This window comes from Microcoleus sp. FACHB-831, assembly GCF_014695585.1.
Taxonomy (GTDB): Bacteria; Cyanobacteriota; Cyanobacteriia; order Cyanobacteriales; family FACHB-T130; genus FACHB-831.
Genome location: NZ_JACJON010000032.1, coordinates 39,587 through 62,420, shown reverse-complemented (window position 1 = coordinate 62,420; position 22,834 = coordinate 39,587). Strand labels below are relative to the sequence as shown.

General features: G+C 45.3%; 18 protein-coding genes. 11 read left to right on the top strand and 7 right to left on the bottom strand.

Annotation, left to right across the window (positions count from 1 at the left end):
* Positions 1–67: 67 nt before the first annotated feature.
* From H6F77_RS06640 to H6F77_RS06605, 8 genes are all read left to right on the top strand, one after another.
* Positions 68–1,327 carry an STM4015 family protein gene (locus H6F77_RS06640; protein WP_190486567.1) on the top strand — a complete coding sequence of 420 codons (1,260 nt, stop codon included), beginning with the start codon at positions 68–70 and terminating at the stop codon, positions 1,325–1,327.
* A 92-nt stretch (positions 1,328–1,419) separates the two neighbouring features.
* A complete protein-coding gene (locus H6F77_RS06635) occupies positions 1,420–2,598 on the top strand; it encodes a leucine-rich repeat domain-containing protein (protein WP_190486565.1) in 1,179 nt (392 codons plus the stop codon).
* Between the two features lie 14 nt (positions 2,599–2,612).
* Positions 2,613–3,746 carry an STM4014 family protein gene (locus H6F77_RS06630; RefSeq protein ID WP_190486563.1) on the top strand — a complete coding sequence of 378 codons (1,134 nt, stop codon included), beginning with the start codon at positions 2,613–2,615 and terminating at the stop codon, positions 3,744–3,746.
* A 204-nt stretch (positions 3,747–3,950) separates the two neighbouring features.
* Complete coding sequence (locus H6F77_RS06625) at positions 3,951–4,784, top strand: STM4013/SEN3800 family hydrolase (RefSeq protein WP_190486562.1); 834 nt, start codon at positions 3,951–3,953, stop codon at positions 4,782–4,784.
* A 131-nt stretch (positions 4,785–4,915) separates the two neighbouring features.
* Positions 4,916–6,274: an STM4012 family radical SAM protein gene (locus H6F77_RS06620; RefSeq protein WP_190486561.1), complete on the top strand. Its 1,359-nt coding sequence runs from the start codon at positions 4,916–4,918 to the stop codon at positions 6,272–6,274.
* A gap of 6 nt (positions 6,275–6,280) precedes the next feature.
* On the top strand, positions 6,281–7,480 hold the full coding sequence (locus H6F77_RS06615; protein ID WP_190486559.1) for a HEAT repeat domain-containing protein: 1,200 nt from the start codon (positions 6,281–6,283) through the stop codon (positions 7,478–7,480).
* A gap of 28 nt (positions 7,481–7,508) precedes the next feature.
* Positions 7,509–8,402, top strand: coding sequence for an STM4011 family radical SAM protein (locus tag H6F77_RS06610; protein WP_190486557.1), 894 nt, complete (start codon positions 7,509–7,511; stop codon positions 8,400–8,402).
* A 164-nt stretch (positions 8,403–8,566) separates the two neighbouring features.
* A complete protein-coding gene (locus tag H6F77_RS06605; protein ID WP_190486556.1) occupies positions 8,567–10,429 on the top strand; it encodes an ABC transporter ATP-binding protein in 1,863 nt (620 codons plus the stop codon).
* A 48-nt stretch (positions 10,430–10,477) separates the two neighbouring features.
* On the opposite strand, the gene H6F77_RS06600 is transcribed toward H6F77_RS06605, so the two are convergent.
* Both H6F77_RS06600 and H6F77_RS06595 read right to left on the bottom strand, forming a co-directional pair.
* On the bottom strand, positions 10,478–11,476 hold the full coding sequence (locus tag H6F77_RS06600) for a 1-acyl-sn-glycerol-3-phosphate acyltransferase (RefSeq protein WP_190486554.1): 999 nt from the start codon (positions 11,474–11,476) through the stop codon (positions 10,478–10,480).
* A 74-nt stretch (positions 11,477–11,550) separates the two neighbouring features.
* The gene (locus H6F77_RS06595; RefSeq protein WP_190486552.1) at positions 11,551–15,444 is read right to left on the bottom strand and encodes a hybrid sensor histidine kinase/response regulator; all 3,894 of its coding nucleotides are present in this window, start codon (positions 15,442–15,444) and stop codon (positions 11,551–11,553) included.
* Positions 15,445–15,939: 495 nt separating this feature from the next.
* Between H6F77_RS06595 and H6F77_RS06590 the strand changes: the two genes are divergently transcribed.
* On the top strand, positions 15,940–16,554 hold the full coding sequence (locus H6F77_RS06590; RefSeq protein WP_190486551.1) for a hypothetical protein: 615 nt from the start codon (positions 15,940–15,942) through the stop codon (positions 16,552–16,554).
* 119 nt (positions 16,555–16,673) lie between these two features.
* Here the strand turns inward: H6F77_RS06590 and H6F77_RS06585 are convergent, their stop codons facing one another.
* The 4 genes from H6F77_RS06585 to sufU form a co-directional block, all read right to left on the bottom strand.
* The gene (locus tag H6F77_RS06585; protein ID WP_190486549.1) at positions 16,674–17,885 is read right to left on the bottom strand and encodes an aspartate aminotransferase; all 1,212 of its coding nucleotides are present in this window, start codon (positions 17,883–17,885) and stop codon (positions 16,674–16,676) included.
* Between the two features lie 82 nt (positions 17,886–17,967).
* A complete protein-coding gene (locus H6F77_RS06580; RefSeq protein WP_190486546.1) occupies positions 17,968–19,131 on the bottom strand; it encodes an iron-containing alcohol dehydrogenase family protein in 1,164 nt (387 codons plus the stop codon).
* A 149-nt stretch (positions 19,132–19,280) separates the two neighbouring features.
* Complete coding sequence (locus tag H6F77_RS06575; RefSeq protein ID WP_190486544.1) at positions 19,281–19,802, bottom strand: Ycf51 family protein; 522 nt, start codon at positions 19,800–19,802, stop codon at positions 19,281–19,283.
* 6 nt (positions 19,803–19,808) lie between these two features.
* Positions 19,809–20,291: a Fe-S cluster assembly sulfur transfer protein SufU gene (gene sufU / locus H6F77_RS06570; RefSeq protein ID WP_190486541.1), complete on the bottom strand. Its 483-nt coding sequence runs from the start codon at positions 20,289–20,291 to the stop codon at positions 19,809–19,811.
* Between the two features lie 343 nt (positions 20,292–20,634).
* Here sufU and H6F77_RS06565 point away from each other — a divergent pair, with 343 nt between their 5' ends.
* Positions 20,635–21,498: an alpha/beta fold hydrolase gene (locus tag H6F77_RS06565; protein ID WP_190486539.1), complete on the top strand. Its 864-nt coding sequence runs from the start codon at positions 20,635–20,637 to the stop codon at positions 21,496–21,498.
* A gap of 123 nt (positions 21,499–21,621) precedes the next feature.
* Here H6F77_RS06565 and H6F77_RS06560 read toward each other — a convergent pair whose 3' ends face one another.
* Complete coding sequence (locus H6F77_RS06560; RefSeq protein WP_190486537.1) at positions 21,622–21,921, bottom strand: HNH endonuclease; 300 nt, start codon at positions 21,919–21,921, stop codon at positions 21,622–21,624.
* Positions 21,922–22,249: 328 nt separating this feature from the next.
* Here H6F77_RS06560 and H6F77_RS06555 point away from each other — a divergent pair, with 328 nt between their 5' ends.
* On the top strand, positions 22,250–22,819 hold the full coding sequence (locus tag H6F77_RS06555) for a tetratricopeptide repeat protein (protein ID WP_190486532.1): 570 nt from the start codon (positions 22,250–22,252) through the stop codon (positions 22,817–22,819).
* Positions 22,820–22,834 lie beyond the last annotated feature (15 nt).

Genomic DNA, 22,834 nt, shown 5'->3' with positions numbered 1-22,834 from the left:
AAAAACAGAATGCGATCGCTTCGATGCCAGTTGTTGTAGAAATAATTAGTTTTAAGTAAAAGGTAATATGAACAACAATCCCAATCAGCCGAGAGAAGATGATGCCGTGCTTGGCGGACAAGCACCACCCCCTGTAGGAGGCGTTATCTTGGGAGGACTTGAAGGTGTTAAGAATCGCTTGGCAAGTTCGGTTGTAGAAGCGCGAATTGCGGCGCTTTCCGAAGCATTGAAGTATGGCGAACCTGGCTTAGAATTGGTAATTGCGGCTTTAAATGATAATTCCGCGCAGGTGCATCGAAGAGCTTTTATGCTACTGCGGGAAAGACCAGAACTTAACGTAAAACAGGCGTTACAACAGTACCGCACTTGGAACCTAGTTGAGCGCTTAGAAGCAGCTATAGGCGATCGCGCCAGCAAGTTTGCAAACCGCAGAGTTAAGCATTTCTCTCCTCAAACTGGCATTACCAATCCTTTCGGTATCGCCTATTTTCTAGGAAGCGATTGGAACGAAACCGAAGATATTACCATCAAGTTAGAAAGGCTGGTTCAAGATTCCCAAGCAGGACAGGTTGAAGCTTTAGTATTTGGGATGTGGAACGGAAACGTAGCTGTTGATGGTAGTTCCAAAATTCTCGTGGATGCGCTTGTTGCTGCTAAGAAGCGGCTGGCTAATCTCAAAGCTGTGTTCATCGGGGATATCCCCCAGGAAGAGTCGGAGATTTCTTGGATTCAGCAAAGCGATATAAGTCCGATTTTAGAAGCTTATCCTAACTTGGAAGTGCTGCAAGTTCGTGGTGGTGAAGGGTTAGCATTCAGTCCCGTAAAACACGAAAACTTAGAGGCGCTGATCGTCGAGACTGGCGGACTAAGCCGCGAAACTGTCACCCAGATTTGCGCTCTCGATTTGCCAGCTTTAGAGCATCTTGAGTTGTGGTTGGGTAGCGATGGGTACGGGGGAAATTCATCGATTGAAGACATTATGCCGATTATTTCTGGCGAGTTATTTCCTCATTTGACATATTTGGGACTGCGTAACAGCACATACTCGGATGAGATTGCTTTGTGGATAGCGCGATCGCCGCTGATGGAACATCTTAAAGTGCTAGACCTCTCGATGGGTACTCTTAGTGACAACGGCGCATTAGCTTTGCTCAACTGTCCGGCTGTAAATCGGCTCGATATCCTCAATGTTGCAGATAATTTTCTGTCTGAGGAGACAGTTGAATGGTTGTCTGAATTAGATATCCAAGCGATCGCGAACGATCAGAAAGAGGAATATGACGAAGAAGAGTATGGATACAGCCGTTACTGTTCAGTTGCTGAGTAATTGTTGAATATTTCTACTCAAGGAAAGACAGAGCGATCGCATTGCTTTAGTTTTGGGAATTCTAAATAAGTACCGCACGCGCCAAGGGTGATATGAACAACAATCCCAATCAGCCAAGAAAAGATGATGCTGTTATTGGTGGTCAAGCTCCACCTCCGGTTGCGGGTGTCGTTTTGGGAGGACGCGAAGGGGTTAAACGCCGCCTGACAAATCCAGTTGTAGAAGTACGAATTGCTGCGCTTTCGGAGGCGCTAAATTACGGCGAATCTGGTTTAGATTTGGTAATTGGGGCTTTGAATGATTCTACAAAGCAGGTACAGCATTCTGCCTCGCGGTTATTGCGGCAAAAGGGAGGTATAAAAGGCAAGCAGGCGTTACTGGACTACAACCCTTGGTTATTTTTCACGCTATTACAAGATTGGACAATAGAAGAATTTAATCCTGAAGTTGGCATTACAAATCCAGTTGGTACTGCTTATGTTGTGAATACCGAGCAGTTAAAATTATTGCTACAAGAACCGCAAGTCAGTAATGTTGAAGCCTTAGTCTGTCCAATGTGGGATGAGGATGAAGAATTTAACACTTTTGTAAAGTTTATCTCTAATGCTTGCGAACGATTGACCAATCTTAAAGCTTTGTTCATTGGGGATGGTTACGAAAGTGTATATAGAAACTCCCGCTTTGCCCTTGGTAATATCACCTCTATATTAAAGCTTTATCCTCAGTTAGAAGTGCTACAAGTGCGCGGTAGTTGGGGTTTGCGGGCCAGACCGTTACGACACGAACACTTAAAAACCCTAGTTGTCGAGACAGGTTTCACAATGGGTGATCCTAAAACTATTGATGATATTTGCGCTCTTGACCTACCAGCATTGGAATATCTTGAGTTGTGGCTTGGTGGCTTCTACACGTATGGAGAAGATGTTGGAATAAAACACTTATTGCCACTTTTGGAAGGAAAGTTGTTTCCTAATCTGAAGTATGTGGGACTGCGTAGTAGCGACTATTCTGACAATATTGCTCTGTGTTTAGCAGAATTGCCTACGGTCATTGACCGCCTTGCAATACTTGACCTTTCAATGGGAACTTTGACTGATAAGGGAGCTGAAGCTTTACTGAATTTTCCATCAATAAATCAGCTTCATACGCTCAATGTCTCAAGGAACAATCTATCTGCAAGCATGATTGAAAAGTTGTCTGAGCTTAAATGTCAAGTAATTGCAGAGCCGCAGGACGATGAAGAAGAACGCTACTGCGCTTTGTATGAGTAAACCAGAGCAAAATAATGCTAAATTTTATCATTATCGCCAATCCTGAGAATCGGCGTGTTGGGTTTTTCCAAGAAGCATTAGAACGTTGCGGTTTAGCGCCAGCAACGGTAGTCTCCTACTCTGACTTGATTGCTTTTAGAGATAGCCTGGAACGATTCGACGCACCGAACACTATTATTAGATTTGATTCGCCTGAAAGAAACTTTGAAGTAGATAAAGCGATTATTGCTGCTGGCGCGGATGTCGAGGATGCTAGCGATCGCCAGCGCATTAGTGCTGCTGATGCTGTTAATTTAGAGTTCGATAAAGGACTAATTCTCTACCATAGACAATGGTATCTTGGCTGGCGATCGCTCTTGCAGAGGTGGGAAACTCAACTGCGATCGCCGACGATGAACCATCCCCAAGAAATTGCCGCAATGTTCGATAAGCCATTGTGTCACGAACTGTTTAGCCGTCACCAGATACCAGTACCGCGATCGCTTGGCGTCATCAAAAATTATGACGAACTGCGAGAACAAATGCAAAATCAAGAGTGCGATCGCGTCTTCGTTAAACTATCTCACGGTTCTGCTGCTTCTGGAGTAGTCGCCTACCAAGCTAACTCGCGCTACGAGTCGGCTATCACTACAGTAGAACGAGTGCGAGAAAACGGGCAAACTCTTCTCTACAACTCCCGCAAAATTCGCCACTATACCCAACGCGAAGAAATTGCCGATATTATCAACATCCTCGCTAAAGAAGGCGTACAAGTTGAAGAATGGCTCCCTAAAGCGCGTCTGCAAAATTGCCAATTCGATCTCCGAGTAGTAGTTATTAATGGCATTGCTCAACACGTTGTAGTAAGGTTGGGAAAAAGCCCCATGACTAACCTGCACCTTGGCAACGAACGCGGTGACACGGAAGAATTTCTTACTAAAGTAGGCGCGGATAACTGGGAGAAAATGCAGCAAACCTGCGAAGCGGCTGCGGCGCTATTTCCTAATACTTTATACTGCGGCGTCGATTTGCTTATTACGCCTAACTTCCAACATCATGCCATTCTTGAAATTAACGCTTTTGGGGATTTATTACCAGGAATAATTTATAAAGGTTTGGATACTTACACCGGCGAAGTGCAAGCAATGCTAAATAGAGTTATCTCCTAAAACAGTCCTCCGCAGATTGGTGAAAGATTTTTTTAAACGAACCGCGTCAGCGAAGCGAAGCGCGTCAGCGCGTTAGACGCAAAGAGCGCGAAGGAAAGAGCGGAAGAGAGATTTTACAACTGATTTAGGGTTGCTATAATATTTTCTTTCTTGTAGAGGCGGCGATTTATCGCGTCTCTCCCTAAAAAATTCACCTTAAAATTTATGGATATTAACAACTTAATTGGTACGCACGATATCTTATTCATAACCCTAGATACCCTACGCTACGATGTGGCAAAAAAACTACTCGAAGAAGGACGCACGCCCAACTTAGCGAAGGTTTTACCCAGCGGGGGATGGGAGGAACGCCATACGCCAGGGAACTTTACTTATGCAGCGCACCACGCCTTTTTTGCTGGGTTTCTACCTACACCTATAACGCCAGGAGTCCACCCGCGATTGTTTGCGCTGCGGTTTGAAGGAAGTACTACTATTAACAGCAATACTTGCGTTTTAGACGGTGCGGATATAATAACCAGTTTAGCGTCGAAAGGTTATCATACTGTTTGCATTGGTGGAGTAGGATTTTTCAATAAACTCACGCCTCTTAGTAATGTATTTCCTGCGTTATTTAAGGAGAGTTATTGGAGTCCTGAACTTGGAGTTACTAACCCTAAATCTACAGAAAATCAAATAGCGATCGCTCAAGATATTTTAATAAAAATACCACGCGATCGCCGTTTATTTATCTTCATTAATATTTCAGCCTTACATCAACCAAATTACTTCTACCTTTCTGGTGCAAAAACAGACACAATAGAATCCCACGCTGCTGCTTTGGAATATGTAGATAGCCAGTTAGGTAAACTTTGGGAAACATTGCAAAAACGCGCACCTACATTGTGCATTTTATGCTCAGATCACGGTACAACTTATGGCGAAGACGGTTACACTGGTCATCGTCTCAATCACCCTATTGTTGGTACAGTTCCTTATGCTGAATTCATCTTAAACTCTAGTGAAGCGAGAGGCGATAAATTGCCGTTTCTACAATAAAATATATTTGTGGAAGATTTTTTTAATGAACCGCCAAGACGCAAAGAGCGCAAAGGAAAGAGCTTTATAGAGATTTCACAACTGATTTAGGATTGCTATATTAATCAAAATTTATCCAAGGAAAATTTACCATGACGACTCACCTGGACAAGAATCCAAATTTATACCATCGCTTAGAACTGCGGAATCTACTGCAAGAATCCCCTTATCAAGCCTACGTTTATTCTTATCCCCATAAAACAGCTTATCGACCAATTGAACCGCCGATTTCACTTTCCGAGTTATGGTCAAAACAAGATAAGAATGCGCTATTCCTCTACATTCATATCCCGTTTTGCGAGATGCGTTGCGGATTTTGTAATCTATTTACGACGGTTACGCATAATGAGGATTTTGTCAGTCAATATATTAAGGCTGTAAAAAGACAAGCGCAGCGGGTAAAAGCGGCTTTGGGTGAAACATCTTTCGCCCGATTTGCTATCGGTGGCGGTACTCCTACTCAACTACCAATAGGCGGATTAGAAGCTATTTTAGATATTGCTTCTGAAACTATGGGCGCTGATTTGCCTTGCATCCCCGGTTCTGTAGAAATGTCGCCGGAAACTGTGGATAAAGATAAATTAAACTTGTTGCGATCGCGTGGTATAGATCGCGCCAGCATAGGGGTTCAAAGTTTCATTGATGCGGAAGTTTTAGCTATTCACAGACGGCAAAAATCGCAGCAAGTGGAAGATGCGATCGCTCTCATGCGAAAGGCTGGTTTTCCTACTATTAACATCGATTTGATGTATGGTTTACCCGGTCAAACTGTAGACACTTTTCTGTATTCTATTCGCCAAGCTTTGCAATTTCAGCCAGAAGAAATTTATCTATATCCCCTCTACGTGCGACCGCTTACAGGTATGGGTATTTCTAACCGCGAGTGGGACGATATTCGCCTCGCTTGCTACCGCGAAGGGCGAGATTTTCTGCTTGCTGAAGGATACACCCAAGTTTCGATGCGGATGTTCCGCGCCAAACAATCAACTACATTTGAAGGGCCAGTTTATTGTTGTCAAGCTGATGGAATGGTTGGTTTGGGTTGCGGTGCGCGGTCTTACACTGACAGTTTACATTACTCGAACGATTACGCAGTAGATGCGAAGGAAGTGCGCGAGATTTTACAAGTTTTTATTAACAAAAGCGATGAAAGTTTCGCCTATGCAAATTATGGCTTTCTACTTGATGAAGAAGAACGCCAGCGCCGCTATATTTTATTGTCTTTGTTGTCTGATGAAGGGTTAAGTTTTGCAGCATATCGCCAGCAGTTTGGAACGGATGCGATCGCAGATTTTCCCGAACTATCCCAACTGATATCGCTGAAGTTAGCTAATTTGGATAATGCAACTCTGCGCTTAACTGATTTTGGTGTTGAACGTTCCGACACAATTGGCGCTTGGTTGTTCTCAGATAAAGTCCAGCAACTAATGCAAACCTACGAGTTGAAATAGTTAAATATGACAAACGAGCCTAACCAACCAAAACAACATGATGCCGTCCTTGGAGGACAATCACCGCCACCAGTACAAGGTGCTATCTTAGGAGGAATTGAGGGTGTCAAGCAACGCTTGGCAAGTCCTTTGGTAAAAGCACGGATAGTGGCTGTTAATGAAGCTCTTAATTATGCTGATGCAGGTTTAGATTTGGTAATTCGAGCTTTGCAAGATGAATCAGCACAAGTGCAGCATTGTGCCTATCAGTTATTGCGGGATAGAATAGAGCCTCAAGTCAAACAAGCTCTGCGAGAATACAAACCTTGGGATTTGGTTGAGCGTCTTCTAGAAAAGTCAAAAATATATTACAGGTTTACCAGGTTTGCCAATCGGAAAGTTAAAGAATTCGACCCTCAAACTGGCATTACCCAAACCGCAGGCGCTGCCTATGTTCTAAAGGATAAACATTTCGATGCCCTTCTCCAAGATCCTAAAGCCAGTAAGATTGAAGCTTTACTTTTCGCGTGGGGAGGAGCGTTTCATAACGATCTTATTGCTGCTAAAGATCGGCTCAAAAGTCTTAAAGCTGTGTTTAGCGGTCCCTATGGTTGCGACTACCAGATTTCCTGGCTTAACCATCACAACATCAGCCCTATCTTGGAAGCTTATCCGCAATTGGAAATATTACAAGTACGTTGTGGTGGTGGCTTAGATTGTAATCCATTGCGCCACGACAATTTAAAGGCGCTGATCGTGGAAAGCGGCGGACTTAGTAGCGAAACCATTACTCAGATTTGCGATCTGAAGTTGCCTGCGTTAAATCACCTTGAGTTATGGCTAGGTACGCCAAATTACGGGGGAGATTCTTCAGTAGGTGATTTGATGCCAATTCTTTACAACGGGTTATTTCCCAGGCTAGCTTACTTAGGGCTATGTAACAGCGAATACTCAGACGAGATTGCTGAGGCGGTAGCAGATTCAACTGAGATTGAATTCCTGAAAGTGCTAGACCTTTCGATGGGAACGCTGGGAGATAAAGGTGCAGAAGCTTTGCTAAACTGTCCGGCGGTAAACCGACTTGATATCCTCAATCTTTCCGAGAATTTCTTATCTGATGAAATGATTGAACGACTAAACCAGTTAGATGTCCAACTTATAGCAAACAAGCAAAAGAGTATCGAGCAAGATTATCGCAATTATCGCTACTGTTCTATCACTGAATAACTTTAATTTTGCCTTTTTATAATTACCAATGCACATAACAATTCTCTATCGCGGCCCTTTAATCAGTTGCAACTATGGCTGTGAATATTGCCCCTTCGCCAAGCGACAAGAATCAGCCGCAGAATTAGCTATAGACCAACAAGCTTTAGAGCGATTTACTGACTGGATAGCCCAAAATACACAGCACCGATTCTCAATTTTAATTACACCTTGGGGAGAAGCTTTAATCCATAGCTGGTATCAAAAAGCTTTGGCTAAATTAACTCAAATGCCTAACGTTGACAAAGCTGCAATTCAAACTAATCTCTCTTGTAACTTAAATTGGGTGGAAGAATGCAACAAAGATAAACTAGCTTTGTGGGCAACATTTCATCCAGAATGGGTAAAGCGCGATCGCTTCCTGGCAAAATCCCTAGAACTCGATAAACGCGGCGTCCGCTTCAGCGCTGGTGTTGTCGGGTTCCCCCAATTCAAAGCAGAAATTGCTGCCTTGCGTCGCGAATTACCACAAAATATCTACCTTTGGATTAATGCCGTAAAACGCGAACTTCCCCAAATGTCTGAAGAAGATTTGCGCTTTTTTGAGTCAATTGACCCCTTATTTCGCCTCAATACTCACCAATATCCCAGCCGCGATCGCGCTTGTCGTGCAGGAGAGTCCGTTATCTCTGTCGATGGTAACGGTACTATGCGGCGCTGTCACTTTATTAAGCAACCAATTGGCAATATTTACGACCCCAACTTTGAAGCAGCACTATTTGCGCGAACCTGCACCAACGATACCTGCCACTGTCATATCGGCTACGTCCATCTAGAGTATTTAGAACTAGATAAAGTCTTTGGTTCCGGTATCTTAGAGCGAATTCCCACTAAAACTGCAAGCGATAAGACTACCGCGATCGCGTTTCAATCTCCCGCATGAGACGATTGTACAGTCGCCTACGCTACATTTGGAAAGCGTGTGTTTTGCGTAGTTAAAATAACCTCTGGTCGATCCAGGGCGGATTCATCCTGAAAAATTCAATTCCATTATCGACTCAGGTCGTGGGGATAATCCACAATCTAAAATCCAAAATCTAAAATCGAATGGCTAGTTTATCACCGTTAAAAGAAGCTGATGAAAATCGACGCCCCCGCGAAACCGACTGGCGACTATTCCTGCAACTCGTCCCTTATGCCCGCCGCAGCGGACGCGAATTCCTAATTTCGATGGTGTTGTTGGTGCCCCTATCTGTGGCTGGGGCAGTTCAACCCCTAATAATTGGAGAGGCTGTTTCCTTTATTCGCAAAGAGCAAACTTGGTCTTTTCTCCAAGGACGCGACCTCTGGGAAGGCTTAAATATTCTCTCCGGTTTGCTGCTGGTAACTATGGCAGTCCGCTTGGTATTTGTAGCCGTCCAGGGATACCTGGTGCAGAAAGTGGGGCAGAAAATTACCGCTGATATTCGGGATGATTTGTTTTATCACGTCACATCTCTGGCGGTGCGATTTTTCGATAAAACCCCAGTGGGGAAATTAATTACTCGCCTCAGCAGCGATGTGGAAGCCCTGGGCGATGTTTTCTCTACTGGTGCTGTGGGCATTGTTAGCGATGTCTTACAGATATTGGTAATTGGCATCACCATGTTTACGGTGCAATGGCAATTAGCATTGATGCTGGTGCTGATGTTGATACCAATCAGCCTTTTGATTATGTACTTACAACAGCAGTACCGCAAAGCGAACTACAAAGCTAGGGAAGAACTATCTGCGCTGAATTCAATGCTGCAAGAAAACATCGTCGGTATGAACGTTGTACAGATGTTCCGCCGCGAGAAATTCAATGCAGAAATGTTTCGCGCTATTAACCAACGCTATATCAAAGAAGTAGATAATACCATTTTTAACGAGTCAGCAGTTTCTGCAACATTAGAGTGGATTTCGTTAGTAGCGATCGCTTGCGTCCTCTGGTTGGGTGGCCTGATGGTTATAGGAGACGCTCTCACTTTTGGTACTCTTTCAGCCTTCATTCTATTTTCCCAGCGTCTCTTCGACCCCGTGCGCCGCTTTGCTGAAAAATTCACCACGCTGCAATCTGGATTTACAGCAGTCGAACGCATCAGCAATATTATGAGCGAACCGATAGAGATTCGCGATCCACAACATCCTAAAAAGCTCCCCTCATCCGCTGATGATTCTAATTCTTTTCCCTCTTTTGGAAAAGAGAATAGCCAACCCAAATACGGCGAAATTCGTTTTGAAAATGTCTGGTTAGCTTACAAAAATGATGAATACGTTCTGCAAGATTTAAATTTCACTATCCGTCCTGGCGAGAAAGTTGCCTTAGTTGGCCCTACTGGTGCTGGAAAAAGCTCAATAATTCGTCTCTTGTGTCGTCTCTACGAACCCAGCAAAGGCAGAGTTCTTCTAGATGGCGTTGATATTCGCGACTTACCGCAAACAGAACTGCGGCATCACTTAGCAGTAATTTTGCAAGATGGCTTTCTATTTGCGGGTGATGTAAAGAGTAATATAACTCTGGGTGAAACTTACCCATTTGAAGAAGTTCGCAGCGCGGCTGAGGCGACTAATGTTGCCCAGTTTATCGAACAATTACCCCAAGGTTACGATACTCAATTGCGCGAGAGAGGCACTAATATTTCTGGGGGACAAAAGCAACTTTTAGCTTTTGCCCGCGCTGCTATTCGCCATCCCCGAATTTTAGTTTTGGATGAAGCAACGGCGAGTTTAGATGTAGGTACAGAAGCGTTAATTCAGGAAGCTTTAGATAAATTATTGGTTGGGCGTACTGCGATTATTATTGCTCACCGCCTCTCGACTATTCGCAACGTAGATAGGATTTTGGTGCTAAAACGCGGTCAATTAATAGAGTCTGGGAGTCACGATGAATTGTTAGAGCAAGGTGGATTGTATGCAAGTTTGTATAAGTTGCAGAAGTTAGGAAGTTGATGTTTTGACCTCAACCCAAACCCTTTCCTTAAAGGAAAGGGTTTATGTTTATGTTTTTCTTAAGTCGTTAATTTGCATTTGCAGCTTTTCTTGTAATAGTTGTGCGTGTCGGTAAGCACGCGATCGCTCTAGGCGAGAATCGCTATTCTCTTCTGGCAATTCATCTTCTTCTGACCAAGCTTTATACACGGGCTGGATGTAATACTTCATTCGGGTTCTCATTGCCCAAACTCCCATTGAGGGAAAGAAAGCAAATACAATCATCAAAAGAGATACGGGCAAAAAAGGTAGATCGAGCGCTCTTGCTAAAGGTTTAATATTAATATTCCAAGTATGCAAGTTTTCATTACCAATGCAAGCTACAGGCAGAACGGGAACGCGATAGCGATCGCTCAACTTCATAAAACTAGGATGAAACCTTTCTAACTGATAGCGTTTTGCCCATCCCTTCCCTGGCCCGCGTATGCCTTCGGGCGCATAAAGTAAAATTGTCTTACTCGCGATCGCCGCTTCAAATTCTTCCGCTTCTGCTCTTACTCCCCCCAAAACTTTTGACCATCCAGGCGGCAACCACCAACGTACCCAAGGATGATCGAACAATTGCACGCCTGCAAGCGGTTGCACTACCCATCCTCGTGTCTGACTCAACAGACAAGCTAACCCTAAAATGTCCCAAGGGTAACACATCCCTGCATGGTTTACTGCTACTATCAATGGCCCTGATTCGGGTAAATTCTCAACTTGTTGTAGCTCGCCGCGAAAATAATCTTTGACTATAAAAGTCAGAATTTCATCTCGGAATGCTTGTTGATAATTGGGATCGAAGTTATTACTTTCACCGCGAGGAAAACGACAGCCGAGACGCAACCAGCGGATGAAAAAGGCTAAATAAAATCCTCCAGGAATTAGAAACAATAAATATTCAAACCAATTCCAACCATCTGGATCGTCATGATAATGCTGCCAGTGGCGGTTGAATAAAATTAACCATCCTGGTGGATACCACAGACAAAACCAATCAAACCAACTAAATCGATAAGAATTCATATCACACTATTAAAAGTCCAGAGCCTTTGTAGAGACGCCGATTTATTGCAGCCGCCATCCTCCTTCCCCATTCCTTAACTTCGTCCAGCTAGTTTGGCGATCGCTCTTACTAAATCTAGCGGCTCTATAGGCTTAGACACATGCATCTGAAAACCTGCTTGAAAAGATCGTTGCCTGTCTTCTTCCCTCGCGTAAGCCGTGAGAGCGATCGCGGGAATTTCTCCCCCTTGCTCGCTGCTACGCGATCGCACTTTAGCAATCAGCGAGTAGCCGTCCTCAACAGGCATTCCAATGTCGCTCACCAGTATATCTGCCTTCAACCTGTCGAGAACCTCAAGCACCTCCTTGGCTGTGGCGATCGCTATTACCTCAGTTCCATAATGTTCTAACGCCTGCGAGATCCACTCGCGGGTATCAACTTCGTCATCCACTACCAGCACCCGCAACCCCCTAATAGCGCTTGCGGCGCGCTCGTCAGTACCGCTCGTGTTTTCTTTAACACTAGAAATTTTTGTCTCGGCAGTGTTGAGCAGTGGCAAATGGACTTTAAACGTCGCACCGCCTCCGACTCCCTCACTTGTCGCAAATACCTTTCCGCCGTGCAGTTCCACTAATTGCCGTACTATTGCTAAACCCAGTCCCAATCCACCGTGCGATCGCGTAGTCGTGCTATCTCCTTGCCTAAATCTCTCGAATACATAAGGGAGAAAGTCAGCACCTATACCCACGCCTGAATCGCTTACCTCTATTTGGGCATAGCTAAGTCCGGAGTCTTGGACAGACGCATTCCCTATTACTGACAATCGGACTTCAACCCGACCGCCTTCGGGCGTGAACTTGATGGCGTTTGAGAGAAGATTCCAGACAACTTGCTGCAATCTGTTCGTATCGCCAGAAACTAAGAAGCGTGCAATAGATTGTAAATTCTCCCCAATATCTCCTAATCCAAAATCTACAATCGAAAATCTAAACTCGATAGATTTAGCCTCGGCTGCAAAGCGTACCGTATCAATCGCTGCCTCAATAACCGATATCAATTCGACTGGACGCATCTCCAGGTGAATTTTACCCCTGAGAATGCGGGAAATGTCCAACAGATCTTCGATGAGTTGCGCTTGGGACTTGGCATTGCGCTCGATCGTCTCAAGTGCGCGTTCCGTAGTAGCCGTGTCAAACTTACGGGTGCGGAGTAGCTTCGCCCAACCCAAGATGGCGTTAAGCGGCGATCGCAGTTCGTGGGACACTATTGCCAGAAACTCGTCCTTAATCCGGTTTGCTTGTTCTAATGCTTCTGCGTGTTGCCGCAATGCCTCCTCAACCTGCTTGGCCTTAGTTATATCGGCAGCTATTCCGGCGATGCGGTAAACACAACCAGACTCGTCTTTGATGGGAAAACCGCGATCGCGAATCCACCGCACCTCGCCATCGGGACGGACGATGCGATACTCCAATTCTGTAGCCTCTCCTTGGATCAGAACCGCAAAAATACCAGCTACGCGATCGCGATCCTCGGCATAGATTGTATCCAAAAACGATGTTGGCTGTTCGTACAAACTCTGGCAGCTACGACCCCATATGTCTTCGTAAGCGGGGCTGACATAAAGTATCTGACTCTTATCGGGGCTAGACATCCAAAATACATCTGGCAGATTTTCTGCCAACTGCCGGAAGCGGCTCTCAGATGCTTGCAACTCATCCATAGCTAGCTTGCGTTCGGTAACATCCACTCCAATGCCTATGGCCATCCCGTTGGAAAGCCGAATATTTGCCCACGAATGCTCTTGAACGCTGCCATCCGCAACGACAATTTTGAAATCGCGCCAGCCTGCTTGTGCTGTTGCCATGTACTCGTAACCCATCTTGCGGTTTTCTGGGTTTGGGGCAATTTGGGCAAAAAATTCCTTGCTTCCCCCTCCTTTGAGCATTTCGGTAGACCAGCCAAATACCCTCTCCCACTCTAAATTGACATACGTTATGTCTTGGGAATTCTCGTAAAAAGCAATCATTACGGGGATATTATCCAGGATGCTTTGCAGAATCTCTTTCTGTTGTTTTAGTTCCTCCTCTGCCTGCTTGCGATCGCTTATGTCCAAGGTGCAGCCTACTACTCGCACTGCATCCCCTCGGTCATTTCTGACGATTATCCCTCTGTCCCACACATACAGGTATCGATCTTCCTTGTTGCGAATGCGATATTCGACGGTGAAACTGCTTGCATTCGCCAAGGCGTCTCGCATTTGTTCGTCAGTGCGTTGCAGATCGTCTGGATGGATGCGATCGCGCCACCATTTATTAGTAGGTTCCACCTCTTGAGGGCTATAGCCTAAAATTTCTTCAATGCCTCGCGTCCTTTCGACTTGGTTGGAAATAACATCCCAGTCATAAATAACGGCATTTACCGCCGCCGCCGCTAGAGTAAAGCGCTCGTTAGCCTGTAATATTTGCTGCTCTGCCTGCTTGCGGCTGGTAATATCTTCCGCATACACCATCACTAAATCGGGCGGCACATAAACGTAGCTGACTGCTAAATGCTTGCTTTCCCCCGTAGAGATTAACTGGTATGGCATCTCTCGCTTAATGGGGGTCTTTTCTTGAAAGCACTGCCAGAGTTCATCGAGTATTTCTGGGCGATCGCGGTGAAGGTCGCTGGCTGTTTTTCCCACAAAGTCAGCAATACCACCTTTACTAATGGCAACAGCAGCATAGTTGTAATCAACTAAGACAAAATCTGACTCGACACGCTGCCATATATAAGTGGGGATGGGGATATTTTTGTATTGCGCCCTCAACTTTTCTTCGCTCTGGCGCAGCGTTTGCTGCATCTGCTTTTGCTCGGTGATGTCTGAGAAGGTGACAACTCCGGCGATGATCCTCCCCTCGCTGTTACGAATCGGGGCAGAACTAATGCTGACTATCGCTGGCGTACCGTCACCGCGGATGGTGGAAATTTCTTCATCTTTCACCACCTCGCCATTAATAAGCGATCGCGCCATCGGCCAATCTTCTGCTTTGTAGCGACTTCCATCTGGATATAGAGCTTGATATTCGTTGTATTGAGCGATCGCTTGAGGCATCGGTACGGGCGAACCCCATAGTTCTTCGGCTTGCCTGTTGCACAGAATTATCCTCCCGTCGGGAGCAGAGGCGATCGTTACGCCAGCGGGCATTTGCTGAACTACTGCTTCTAAATACTCGCGTTCCTTCTGCAACTGCTCTAAGTAGCGATCGCGTTCTTGTTGCGCTCTTTGACGCTCGTTTATCTCAGCGAGCAGTTGTTCTTCTCTGTTCTCGCTTTCACGTCTAATGCGATCGCTATAGTTGCGGAAAAAGTCAAATAAACTCGGCTCCTCTCTTAGCAATCCTCCCAGGTTTTCTTCGGCGCGTTTGTCTGCTTCATACGCCAGCTCAGGGTGATTTTCTACCCATGTGTGGCAGCTTTTCACGTATACCAAAAACGCCGTCAGGTGGTTGTAGTATACTGACCCCAAAATACGATGCATCTCGCGGCGGCAAACACTGGCCAAATTTGTTCTCAGGAACATAAAGATGGCACCAGCAAACACACCCTTAGCAAACGCCGATTCTGTTTCTAGCTCCGATTGCAGCCGCTTCGGATCTTGTGCGATTCCTGCCGAAATGTTTGCTAACTCCTTCAGTTGTTCCTCGATTTGCGTTGCCGTAGGCGGGGGCGATTCCAGCAGTTCTAGAACTTCTGTTGCAGTCATTCCCAGCGGACGCAGCGTGCAACTGTGGGAGATGAGGCAGTAAGGTAAGCTACAGTAGCGCGACAAATAAGCGAATAGCTTTTCCTTGAACAGTGCTGGCAGAGGATTGTTGATGTACCCCGACAGCGTTTGTTGCCATAGGTTCTCAAGGATCTCGGCAATCTCTAGCGCTGGGGCGAAGAAGGGCGGGATAAAACCGAACCGATTTTCTATTTCCGCCTGAATTTCTTGGCTTGTCCGCATAGGCTGCAATTTAGCATACCCCTAGTACAGTACTAAGGCTCATTTTTTCCTGAATCCACCATAACCAGCATGACTTAACGTTGTCATTCTCGGCATGGGGGCAGGAACGCCAGTAAATATCTTTCTTGTGAAAGATGAAATTATACCGGATATTCTAATTCTATTTTTATATTTTTGAGCTAAATTTATGGTACAGAAGCGCAATCGCCTCTAGGTTAGAAAGGATACTTAACCTTAGTAAATTTAACCCCTGACCGTGCTTGCGTACACATATAGCGATCGCATTTTGTAGAATCGCCGCTTTATCCCATCTCTAACTACAGCCCACCAAAAGTTGACCTTAGTTTGCAGGCTCCGCGCTCCCGTAAACTTCATTTTACTCGTTTTATCGGTGTAATTCCGGCATATAATACCTCTGCCTGACTTTTTCAACTCCTTACCTTTCAAATATAATGAATTTTACCAATAATGTCGCTTAATCTCCTTGAGGTACAAATGATTAAAAATATATTAAAATTTGCCCCTACTACCCTAATTATAGGTAGCTTGGTAGCGATTCTCAGCGCTTGTGGTGGCAAAACCGATACATCTACTACTAGCAGCCCCAGCCCAACTTCTTCTCCTACTAATACAAATAGCTCAAATTCGGCTACAACAAACTCAGCTGCTACTACTACCGCAACGCCAAGTTTTTCTCCTACTACCGCCAGCGCAACTTCCAGCAAACTAACTTTTCAACAATCCCTTCTAGCGAAAAAAACAGCAGACAATAAAGTGGCTCCTAGCAAGGATGCTGTTTTTAAAAGAGGCGACACGATTTATTTTGTTTTACTCAACGTTGGGAAATTTAAAAAAGGTAATGACGGCAAAAACTGGCTTGACATGGATATGTCTGTTAAAGATGCCAAGGGTAAAGTAATTTTTACCCAAAAAAATTTATTAGGAGAAAAAGGCAAAGCTGTCTTAGAAAATGATATAGCACCATCTCCAAATGGCAGCGTTAATACTAATAATAAAGTAGCGCCTGGAGTGTACCAAGTTACGCTAACTCTTTATGACAAGGTTGCGGGTACTGAAATTAGCGAGACAAAATCTTTTACTCTGAAGTAGATTAACGGGGAGCATTGCTATGGCGATCGCATCCCCTTTTTGTAATTTGCCCGCAGACTGGTATAAAAACAAAGTCCGCCTTAGCGGACTCAATAATAGCGCGATCGCCACCAAGTTAATTAATCGGAAGCAGAAACCAGCGCCTCAGTTTGATAGCGAATACCTGCTTGTTTGAAACGCTGCAAAGCTTCACCCAAGCGATCGCACTCTGCAATCAAGCTTATCCGCACGTAACCCTCCCCGCCAGGGCCAAAAGCATTACCAGGCGTCAACACTACCCCAGTTTGCTGCAATACATTTAGGGCAAAATCCGTCGAACCCATACCAGGAGGACACGGAACCCACAGATACATAGTGGCTTTTGTTTTGGGAATATTCCACCCCAACGCAGCCAATCCGTCAATCATAAAATCGCGGCGGCGGCGGTAGCGTTGCTGCACTTCCTGAACGTAACTATCTGGCAGTTCCAACGCAGTTTCAGCCGCAGTTTGCAAGACAGCAAAAATGCCGTAATCCAGATTAGTTTTTAAAGTCCGCAACCCTTGAATAATGTGGCGATTGCCAACAACAAATCCCACGCGCCAGCCTGCCATATTGTAGGTTTTGGACATGGTATGAAACTCAACTCCAATGTCCTTCGCGCCAGGAATTTCTAACAAGCTGGTCGGCTGATAACCATCAAAGGCTAATTCAGCATAACAAAGGTCGTGGACGAGTAAAATTTCGTACTTGCGGGCAAAAGCGACAATTTCTTCAAAAAATTCGCGGGGTGCAGTTGCGCCAGTGGGGTTGCTGGGATAGTTGAAATAGAGAATTTTCGCAGTTCTGGCAACATCCTCGGGAATAGCGCTGATATCTATCAACCAGTCGTTTTCTGGTTTGAGGATGAGGTTGTGGAGTTTAGCACCAGCAATTATCGGCCCGCGAAAATGCACTGGGTAAGCTGGACTGGGGACTAAAACCAAATCACCTGGATTGAGATAAGCCAAGGCGAGGTGGGTTAGACCTTCTTTAGAACCCAGCAGGGGTAAAGCTTCGCTATCCGGATCTAAGTCAACATCGTAGCAGCGACGATACCAGCTAGTGATGGCGCGACGGAAGTTGGCCGTACCTTCAAAAGGTGGATAGCCGTGATTTGCGGGATTTTGCAGGGCAGCGATCGCAGCATCTATTACTGGCTGGGGCGCTGGGCCATCCGGATTGCCCATTCCCAAGTCTATCAAGTCCAAACCCTGTTCGCGTGCCCTGGCTTTTAGTTCATCCAAGCGGGCAAACACGTAGGGCGGCAGTGATTGTAAGCGTTCCGCTGGGCTAATCCAATCTAAAGTCATTTGAAGACAATGCTCTCCCGATCTAAAAAACTACAATTGCTGATTGTTGGTGGTTAATAGTTCATTGCTAAAACACCACGAACTATGAACTACTAACGAGATTCTGTCGCCCCGCTTCTACTGGCGTTTTGGTGGAAACCATTGCCGCCATAAGCTGATCTGGCACAACTTTAAACGGTAGCCTGTGAATATCCGAATTGGGGGCACAAGCAATTTCAGCTGCTTGCTGTAACTCTGCTAGGGTAATATTGCCCAACCCCAAATCGCCTAAACTCGCAGGTAAACCAATCTCGGTGTAGAACTTCAACAACTGTTGCCGTGCAGATGCTGCGAGTTGATTGCCCAACAGCATTTCTTCTAAACGCAGTTGCACTAGGATACCATAGGCAACTTTTTCTCCGTGTAATGCATGATGGCTAGCCGGAATGTGAGTCAGACCATTGTGTACGGCGTGGGCTGCTACGGTGCGACACTGTGCGCCTCCCAATCCACCGATGACGCCAGCAAGTAGAACGGTTGCGTCAACAACTTCTCGCCAAAATTCTCCCCCAGTTTCGGCGATCGCTGTAGGAGTTTTTTGAAACAAAATATCCCTTAGCACTCTAGCCTGTTGTACTGCGGCAATAATTAATGTTTGATCTGAGTGACCGCTGCTTACAGATGCTTCGTACCACTTGGCTAAGGCGTCGCCAATTCCAGCAACTAAGGTGCGTTGTCCAGCCGTTTCAATTAATTCGTAGTCTAATATCAGCAAATCTGGGCAACGATCGAGGCTAACATCGTAGAGAAATGCGCCTTCGTCAGAATAGATATTAGAGAGGGCTGTCCACGCAGCGCACGTTGCGGCTGATGTGGGAATTGTGACGATGGGCAACCCGCACTGGTGGGCAAGTAATTTTGCAGCATCTAACGCTTTACCGCCGCCGACACCGATAATCAAGTCAGCTTGATGAGTTGTTACTGCTTGGCGGAGGGATGCGAGACTTGATTCGCTGCAATTTGCGCCATAGGAAGTTTGTTCAAGTTGCAGACCTTGCTGTTCTAGAACTGGCTGCAATTTGGGTAAAGTAGCGGCAAGAGTGCGATCGCCGCCGACAACTAAAGGACGACGACCAAGGTGCGCGATCGCCACTCCCGCATGAGATAATGCCTGGACGCCCCGCATTATTCTCCCTGGAGCAACCATCAGAGAAAACAACGCATTAGTCTGTTGTGCGAGCAATTCTGGTGAGGATTGATTAGCCATAGAACGAATTATCTTACTTCTAGATAACGTTATTAATCAAGAATGTTCGGGAAATATTTATAGATAGTCTTTGCTACATAACCTAAGTAGGGTGGGCATTGCCCACCTTATCTTAACCTCGCGGGCAGTGCCTATCCTACGCAACTTTTTCAAGCGGTTGGTTTTGGCAGTTGCGCGAATAGTTCTTTGTGAATTTCGATCGCTAGTTTGTCATCATTGCGGTTGGCGAGGGAAGCGCGTATCTCCCCTAAGTAAAGCAACTTGGAAACACCAGGTTCAGGGTGGATAACCGTGCGTGCCCGAACGGTAAGCTGGTTGTTGTTGCCCTGACCCATGCGCCCGTAGGAATATAAATTACTAGCGGCTTGACGCAGAGTTGCGTCTAATTGTTCTTCGGTGATTTGCGGCGGCACAGTAATTACAACTTGCGTAGATCCGGTGTCGTAAACTAGCGAGTAGCGTACTGCACCGGGAATTTCACTGTGGGTTAGGGGCACTATACTTAAGGCCAATAAACCTCCTGTGAGGAGGCCCATAAATCCGGTGATGCCCACAAACCTAAACCGGATGCCCCATTTAAAGATGAAACCCAGAAAGGCGATCGCGCCGCATAGTAAGGTGAGGATACCCGACCACTTGGCGTAGTTAAGGAAATCTGCTGTTGTGAACATGGCTTTTTAAGCGTCTTCTTTCTCGTTGCTAACAAATCCATTTGCCGTCTCGACATTTGCGGATTCGAGGGCAGCTTTTAGAGTATGCCATGTCAAGTTGGCGCATTTGATCCGCACTGGAAACTGGGAGACGCCTTGCATGACGTTTAGCTTGCGCTGTTCTTTGGGGAATTCAGCTTCGCCTTTCATCATGTTTTGGAAGCGTTGCACCATTTCCAGCGCTTCGTCTACACTCTTCCCACGCAAAGCGCCAGCCATGAGATCGGCAGAAGCCATCGCGATCGCGCAGCCTTCTCCTTCAAATTTAGCGTCTTCAATGCGATCGCCCGCTTCATTTAGCTGAAGGGTTAGCTCAATCGTATCGCCGCACGAAGGATTGTGACCCCTCTGCTGGCGATGCACAACAGCGGTTTTGCCCTTGTGCTTTGGTTTCTTATAGTGTTCCAGAATTACTTGCTGGTAGAGATCGCGCAGATTGCCCAGAGTCATAGGGAGATTGGTAAGACTTTATTCATCTATCTCGATCCTATCAGCGTCTCTCAACATCAGGTGGTGATAACGGTTACGGTAATCCAGGCATATTTGCAAAACACGCGGTCATCCGTTGCTTCCGCTTCCTGGCGAATATTTTTTTACTTCTCGTGCGAAGCGCATTTTGTATTGTTTCTTTCTATCACCTTTTTAATCTCAAAACAAAAGCATTTTTCAGGACGTGCCTCTTAGGGAAAAAGGTCGGCGTCGGGATGCGATTGGTGGTTGGTTAATACTAAAATTAGCAGTGGTTGAAACGTAATGTATTGATTAAGCTATTGATTTTTAAAGAGGTAAGAGTATGTCTTTAAGAGGTCACGTCTATTCAAGCGGTTTTAAGCTCCAGTATATTGTTGAGGGTCACGGTGTTCCTACCATTGTGATTGGAAGTTCGCTGTATTACTCAAGAACGTTTTCTACCAATCTCCGTAACAGTCTAAAGTTGGCCTTTGTCGATCATCGAGGTTTCTCGCCTCCTTACGATTGTAAAGATACCTCTTTGTTCCAGATAGACTTACTGGTTGATGATATTGAACTCGTTAGGAAAGAGCTAGGATTCGATAAAATTGTTCTGATTGGTCATTCAGGCCATGCATTTATGGCGCTGGAGTATGCCAAGAAATATCCTACCAATGTGTCTCATTTGGTAATGATGTGTGTAGGGCCGAATTTGTCGCCCGAAGGTCATGCTGCTGCCCAACGATATCTGAATGAATCTGTTTGTCCTGAGCGTAAAGCAGTTCTTGCTGAAAACCTAGCTACGTTGCCTCAAGAAATATCCGCCGCACCTGAAAAAGCTTTTATTACCTATTGCCTTCTCATGGGGCCAAAAAGTTGGTTTGACTACAACTATGACGCAACCAAACTTTGGGAAGGTATAGAAGTAAATATGGCTATGTTTGATTATGTCTGGGGCGAGGTTTTTCGGGATATCGATATTACTGAGAACTTAGATAAGTTACTTTCCCCTGTGTTTCTTGCTCTTGGGCGCTATGATTACCTCCAACCACCACCGCATATGTGGGAAGCAGTAAGAGATAAGTTCAGTAATCTTACTATCCGCATATTTGAAAAAAGCGGTCATGCGCCTCACTTTGAAGAACCAGAGCTATTCGATAAAGAGTTAATTGAGTGGCTTTTTAATAGCTACCCATTCCTACTATAGAAGTTTCAACTACTTCGTGAAGAAGAGAAGTCAGCATACCTTTTTTATAAAACAAGGCTCACGTTTTTAAGAGCTTGGTAAAACATCCCAAACTAACCAACTCAACCAGCGATCGCAACTCTTTCAATAATGCATATTTATATTTATCATAAGTTCGTCGATGCGATGCAATATTCTTTCTCTTTCACCGCTAATTTCATCCGGTTGAATTTCCCAAAGCTTTGTCAGCAACCATTCAGGAACGGGACTAATAACCATGTGACACTTACCGCACAGCGTTATTAAATTGGACAATTCATCTTTTCCACCCTTGCTTCTAGGCGTGACGTGATGAACTTGGGCGCTGTTTGGTTTACCGCAAACTTGACAAGTGCGGTTGTCTCTTTGCAATGCTTGCTGTCTTATCTCTTTCCAGGCTGACATAATCTAGGCAAGTGCGATCGCGGCTCTTCAGCTAGCTACAGAATACGCCCTCCTTGGGGTATATGGCCAGATGTTAAGCTATATTACGGCGCCTGAAACGAGAGCGATCGCCATCCGCAGAAAGCGACTTCTACTAATTTAATTTGTTCCCGCAATTTGAGACTAAACTGTAACTTTCTATCAATAGGTAGATGAAGACAGTTAAATAAATCTCCACCTGTGGAAGATGTATCGCAGTTTACTAACTGCCATCATAAAAATATAAAACAACTCAAAAAACCTTCTTAACCAACAGAAGGAAATAATAAACCAGAGGGAAAAACTACCTATGAAGCTAACATCTTTAACAACATATCTACCAGTCGTTATCGCGATCGCTTTGTTTGCTCCTGCTAAACAAACGCAAGCCCAAACAATAGTTAAAACGCAAAAAGTTACAACAACACAGCAAGTTGTCACCCCGAAACCTGAAACAGTAATCGCAACACCAGCAACTACGCGACAAGGAACGCCAACAAATGGTGTCGAGTATGCATACGATCGCCATATGCGACTTGGATATGCTGCTAGCCAAAGAAAAAATTATCCCGAAGCTTTGTCTTACTTTACCCTAGCTCTACAGGAACGCCCTAACGATCGCTACGCTACCATTGCTTATTGGAATGTTACCGACTATATGAAGCCTGATGAGGCTAAAGTTAGGCTCAACAAAAAAGCATCTAACTACGAACGATTTATGCAAGTTGGCTACGCAGCAACTGAGAAAAAGGATTATCAAACCGCACTGATTAACTTCCAAAGGGCACTCAAGCAACGTCCCGGCGATCCTTATGCTAGCCAAGCTATGCGTAACGTCCAGACGTATACCACTCGGGGTACTGGGATAGCCAAACGTTAAAAGTAAACCGAGTGT